Annotated in this window: 6 protein-coding genes; 2 read left to right on the plus strand and 4 right to left on the minus strand. The window is 74.2% G+C overall.

All coding sequences use genetic code 11. The features are described from left to right. Positions 1–81: 81 nt before the first annotated feature. Together HMPREF0731_RS07365 and HMPREF0731_RS07370 are read left to right on the plus strand one after the other, a co-directional pair. On the plus strand, positions 82–915 hold the full coding sequence (locus HMPREF0731_RS07365; RefSeq protein ID WP_007003434.1) for an ABC transporter permease: 834 nt from the start codon (positions 82–84) through the stop codon (positions 913–915). Between the two features lie 4 nt (positions 916–919). Next, positions 920–1,675, plus strand: a complete 756-nt coding sequence (locus HMPREF0731_RS07370; protein ID WP_007003435.1) for an ABC transporter ATP-binding protein — start codon at positions 920–922, stop codon at positions 1,673–1,675. Between the two features lie 32 nt (positions 1,676–1,707). On the opposite strand, the gene HMPREF0731_RS07375 is transcribed toward HMPREF0731_RS07370, so the two are convergent. The 4 genes from HMPREF0731_RS07375 to HMPREF0731_RS23630 all read right to left on the minus strand — a co-directional run. Next, positions 1,708–2,262 carry a 2'-5' RNA ligase family protein gene (locus tag HMPREF0731_RS07375; RefSeq protein WP_007003436.1) on the minus strand — a complete coding sequence of 185 codons (555 nt, stop codon included), beginning with the start codon at positions 2,260–2,262 and terminating at the stop codon, positions 1,708–1,710. 100 nt (positions 2,263–2,362) lie between these two features. Then, positions 2,363–2,791: an alternative ribosome rescue aminoacyl-tRNA hydrolase ArfB gene (gene arfB, locus HMPREF0731_RS07380; RefSeq protein WP_007003437.1), complete on the minus strand. Its 429-nt coding sequence runs from the start codon at positions 2,789–2,791 to the stop codon at positions 2,363–2,365. A gap of 15 nt (positions 2,792–2,806) precedes the next feature. Beyond that, on the minus strand, positions 2,807–3,934 hold the full coding sequence (locus HMPREF0731_RS07385; protein WP_007003438.1) for an NADH:flavin oxidoreductase/NADH oxidase: 1,128 nt from the start codon (positions 3,932–3,934) through the stop codon (positions 2,807–2,809). Then, positions 3,931–4,734: DUF2272 domain-containing protein (locus HMPREF0731_RS23630; protein WP_157136004.1), on the minus strand; the 804-nt coding region annotated here is incomplete at its 5' end. The genes HMPREF0731_RS23630 and HMPREF0731_RS07385, both read right to left, overlap by 4 nt.

Here is a 4,734-nt window from a genome sequence, read left to right on the forward strand (position 1 = left end):
CGCCGCGCGCGGCCCGCCGCCGGGGCCGGGATGACCGCCACCCTGGCGGCGGGCGTGCTCCTCGGTGTATGACCCGCCGCCATGCAGCAAGCGGCCCTTCCCACCTACCGCATCGACGCCAGCCAGCCGGACCGGCGCGGCCGCGCCCTGGCCGATCTCCATGACGGCCTGACCGGATGGCGCCTGGCCTGGGCGCTCGCCCGGCTGGACCTGCGCAACCGCTACCGCGGCTCGGTGATCGGGCCGTTCTGGGTGACGCTGTCCACCGCCGCCATGGTGGGCGGGCTCGGGCTGCTCTACTCGCAGCTCTTCCGCATGGACCTGGCGACCTACCTGCCGCACCTGGCGACCAGCCTGATCGTCTGGAACGCGCTGGCGGCGATGGTGTCGGACGCCACCACCTGCCTGTCCGGCGCCGAGGGGGTGATCCGCCAGCTGCGCCTGCCGCTGACGGTACACGCGCTGCGCTGCGTGTTCCGCAACGCGCTGAACGCGGCGCACAGCCTGCCGCTGATCCTGCTGGTCTTCGCCCTGGTCTGGCACTGGCCGGGGATGGAGGTGCTGCTGCTGATCCCCGGGCTGGCGATCCTGGCGGTGAACGCGCTCTCGGCCTCGCTGTTCCTCGGCATGGTCTGCGCGCGGTTCCGCGACATCGGGCCGATCGTGGCCAATGTCATGCAGATGGCCTTCTTCCTGACCCCGGTGATCTGGAAGCCGGAGCTGCTCGGCCCGGCCGCGAAGTGGCTGCCGCTGAACCCGTTCTACACCATGCTGGAGCTGGTGCGCGGGCCGCTGATCGAGGGCGGCGGGTCGCTGCTCGTCTGGCTGGCGGCGATCGGCTACAGCGCGGTGCTGGCGGGGGTCGCGCTGTTCTTCTTCGTCCGTTTCCGCAACCGCGTCGCCTTCTGGGTCTGACACCGTGGCCAGCATCCAAGCCCGTGGGCTCCGCATCGAGTTCCCGCTCTACCACCTGGCCGCGCGCAGCCTGAAGAAGCGGCTGCTGGCCAAGGCGGCGATCCGGCTGAAGACCGACGAATCCAACCGCGTCGTCGTCTCCGCCTTGCAGGACCTGAATTTCGACATCCGCCGCGGCGAGCGGGTGGCGCTGGTCGGCACCAATGGCGCCGGCAAGACGACGCTGCTGCGCACCCTGGCCGGCATCTACGAGCCGGTGGCCGGGCAGCTCGAGGTGGTGGGCGAGGTCGGCTCGCTGATCGACCCCAGCGCCGGCATCGATTCCGACAGCACGGGGCGGGAGAATATCCGCCTGCGCGGCCTGTATCGCGGCATGAGCGAGGCGGAGATCGCCGCGCTGGAGGCGGATGCCGCCGCCTTCTCGGGCCTCGGCGAATTCCTGGACATGCCGACGCGCGGCTATTCGGCCGGCATGCAGGTGCGGCTGTCCTTCGCCATCGCCACCGCGATCACGCCGCAGATCCTGCTGATGGACGAGTGGTTCCTGGCGGGCGACGCCGATTTCATGGCCAAGGCCGAGGCGCGGCTGACGCGGCTGGTGACCGGCGCCGACATCCTGGTGATCGCGACACACGACATGGGCGTGGTGCGGCGCTGGTGCACGCGGGTGATCAAGCTGGAGCAGGGCCGCATCATCGCCGATGGCACGGTGGACGAGGTGCTGGGCCCCGACCCGGCGGCGCAGCCGGCTGTGGGCTGACTCATCGCGGCGGCGGGGGCCGCGCCGCCCGCCTACCCCGCCGCAGCGGCCGCGAGAGGCTCGCTCCGCAGCACCGCCACCGGCGGGAAGCGCACCAGCTCCAGCCGGCGGCAAATGGCCCGGATCGGGCCGCGCCATGCCGAGCCTGCGGCCTCCACCAGCGGACCGGCCGCCCCACCGCTCCGCTGGCTCAGGGTGACATGCGGCACCCAGGCTCCCGGCCGGTAATGCTCATGGACCAGGCAATCCGGCCGTGCCGCCCGCAGCGCGGCATGCAGCGCGGCATGCCGGGCGAGCAGCGGCGGCGTCACCACCGGCGCGGCCCACACGACCGGCGGAGCGCCCGGAAACACCCCTAGCCCGGCCAGGGTCACGCCAAGACCGGTCCAGTGTTCCGCCAGCCCGGAGACCGCCTCCGCCAGCGCGGTGGCGGGGGCCGTGTCCGGCAGCACGGCCAGGGTGAGATGGGGCGGGTAGCCAAGGCGCAGCATGTCATCCGCACCGGCCTGCTCCGCCAGGGCCAGCCAGAGCTGCCGCACCGCGTCAGCGGCATCGTCGTCGAGGGGCAGGGTCACGGCATAGGGCATCGCGGCAGCCTGGCGGCAGACAGATCGGCCGGCAAGGATCGGCCCATCCCGCCCCCCCTGCCCAGGCGGCGAGGAGACAGGCGGCGCGGCCATGCCCCGGTCAGTCCCCGGTGGGCTTGCCCCGCAGCCGCTTGGTCTCGCCGCGCTGCGACTTGCCTTCCAGCCGCCGCTTCTTCGACCCCAGCGTCGGCTTCGTCGCGCGGCGCTTGGGCGGCGGCGGCTTCGCGGCCTCGCGGATCAGTTCCAGCATGCGTTCCAGCGCATCCTCGCGGTTGCGGGCCTGGGTGCGGAATTGCTGGGCGGTGATCACCACCTCCCCCGCCGCCGTGGCGCGGTGCCCGGCCAGCTTCAGCAGGCGCTCGCGCACCGGCTCGGGCAGGCTGGGCGAGTGCCGCGCGTCGAAGCGCAGCTGCACCATGGTCTCCACCTTCTGGATGTTCTGCCCGCCCGCGCCAGAGGCACGGGCGAAGCTCTCTTCCAGTTCGCTCTCATCGATCGAGAGGCGGGCGGTGACCGGGATGCGGGCCATGCGGGCGGGCGCGGCTCAGCCGGCCAGGGCGGGCAGCGGCTCGCCGGTCACCGCCTGCAGCCCGGCGGTCTTGCCCAGCGCGCCCCAGGCGCGGTCGTATTGCGGCGGCACCGTCACCCGGTCCATGCGGCCGAGGGCGGCGGCGGCGTGCAGCGGCCAGTAGGGGTCGCGCAGCGTGGCGCGGGCCAGCAGGATCATGTCGGCCTTGCCCTCGCTCAGCACGTCCTGGGCCTGCTGCGGCTCGGTGATCAGGCCGACGGCGGCGACCGCCAGCCCCGGCGCGCCCTGGCGCACCGCGGCGGCACCCGGCACCTGGTAGCCGGGGCCGATCGGGATCTTCTGGTGCGCCACCAGCCCGCCGGAGGAGATGTCGGCCAGGTCGATGCCCAGGCCCCGCAGCTCGGCGCAGAGGGCGACGGTCTCCTCGGTGGTCCAGCCGCCCTCGGCCCAGTCGGTGTGGGACAGGCGCAGGCCGAGCGCCACATCGTCGGGAATGGCGGCGCGCACCGCCCGCACCACCTCGCGCACCAGCCGGGTGCGGCCGGCGAAATCGCCGCCCCAGCCGTCGTTGCGCTGGTTGGAGAGCGGCGAGAGGAACTGGTGGATCAGGTAGCCATGCGCGCCGTGGATCTCGATGAAGCGGTAGCCGGCGGCGACGGCGCGGCGGGCGGTCGCGGCGAAATCGGCGATCACCTTGGCGATGCCTTCCTCGTCCAGCGCGCGCGGCTGGTGCAGCCCCTCGAAGGCCAGGGCGCTGGGCGCGACGGGCTGCCAGCCATGCTCGCGCGCCAGGCCGCCGACCCAGGGCTGCGCCGTGCTGGCCTTGCGCCCGGCATGGGCGATCTGGATGCCCGGCACGGCGCCGGCGCTGGCCATGGCGCGCGCCAGCTGGGCGTGGCCGGGGATGTGCGCGTCGCTCCACAGCCCGACATCCTGCGGGGTGATGCGCGCCTCCGGCGAGACGCCCGTCGCCTCGACGATGACGAGGCCGGCGCCGCCGATGGCGCGGGCGTGCAGATGCGCCAGGTGCCAGGCGGTGGGCAGCCCGTCCGGGCCGCAGCTGTACTGGCACATCGGCGCGACGCCGATGCGGTTGCGCAGCACGGCGCCGCGCAGGGTCAAGGGCTCGAACAGGTCGGTCACGGGGCGGGTCTCCAGCTCCAGGGGGGCAGGCGCCCCAGGCGGTTCTCGAACACGGCGAACCATGTCGGGGCGCCCGGCGGCCGCGGCAACAGCCGCCCCGCCGCATCGGCGGCGAAGCGGGAGAGGGTGACGGCATCGGCGATGTTGCCGCCCACCGCCTCGACCACGCCGGGCCGGGCGGCCACGACGATGTCGCAATGCATGGGGCGGAACTGCCCGGCCTCGCGCGCCCGCGCCCGCCAGTCGGGCAGCGGGCGGGAGGAGCGGTCGGCGCAGACCAGGTCGCCGGGCTGCGGCGCGTACTCCGCCATGTCGCGCGGCAGGAAGGGCGCGGAATCGGGGAAGGCGCGGGCATCGGCCAGCAGGCCGTCGATGTAGAAGGCATGCGCGGCGGAGGCGGGGAATTCCCGCCGGTCGACGCCCGCGCCGCGCAGCACGTAGCTGATGAAGGCGGCGGACCAGGCGGGCTCGCTCCACAGCGAGGAGGGCGCGCCGGGCTGGGACAGGGCGGTGGCGTAGCGCACCCGGTTGCGGGCGATGGCGCTCTCCGCCTCGGCCTCGTCCACCGCGCGCCAATAGGCCAGGACGCGGGGGAAGTTGGCCAGCTCGCCCTCGGGCGAGGGCTGGCCGGCGGGGGTGGCGCGGCGCTGGCCGGGATCGAGGGTGATGCGGCCCCATTCCGCCCATTCCTCCAGCGCGATGCGCAGCATGCGCTCGCGCACGCTGGGCGGGTAGGAGAGCGGCGGGGAAAGCCGCGCCACGGGCGGCGGCGCGGCGCAGGCCGCCACCAGCAGCAGGCC

It is taken from the genome of Pseudoroseomonas cervicalis ATCC 49957 (genome assembly GCF_000164635.1).
Classification (GTDB): Bacteria; Pseudomonadota; Alphaproteobacteria; order Acetobacterales; family Acetobacteraceae; genus Pseudoroseomonas; species Pseudoroseomonas cervicalis.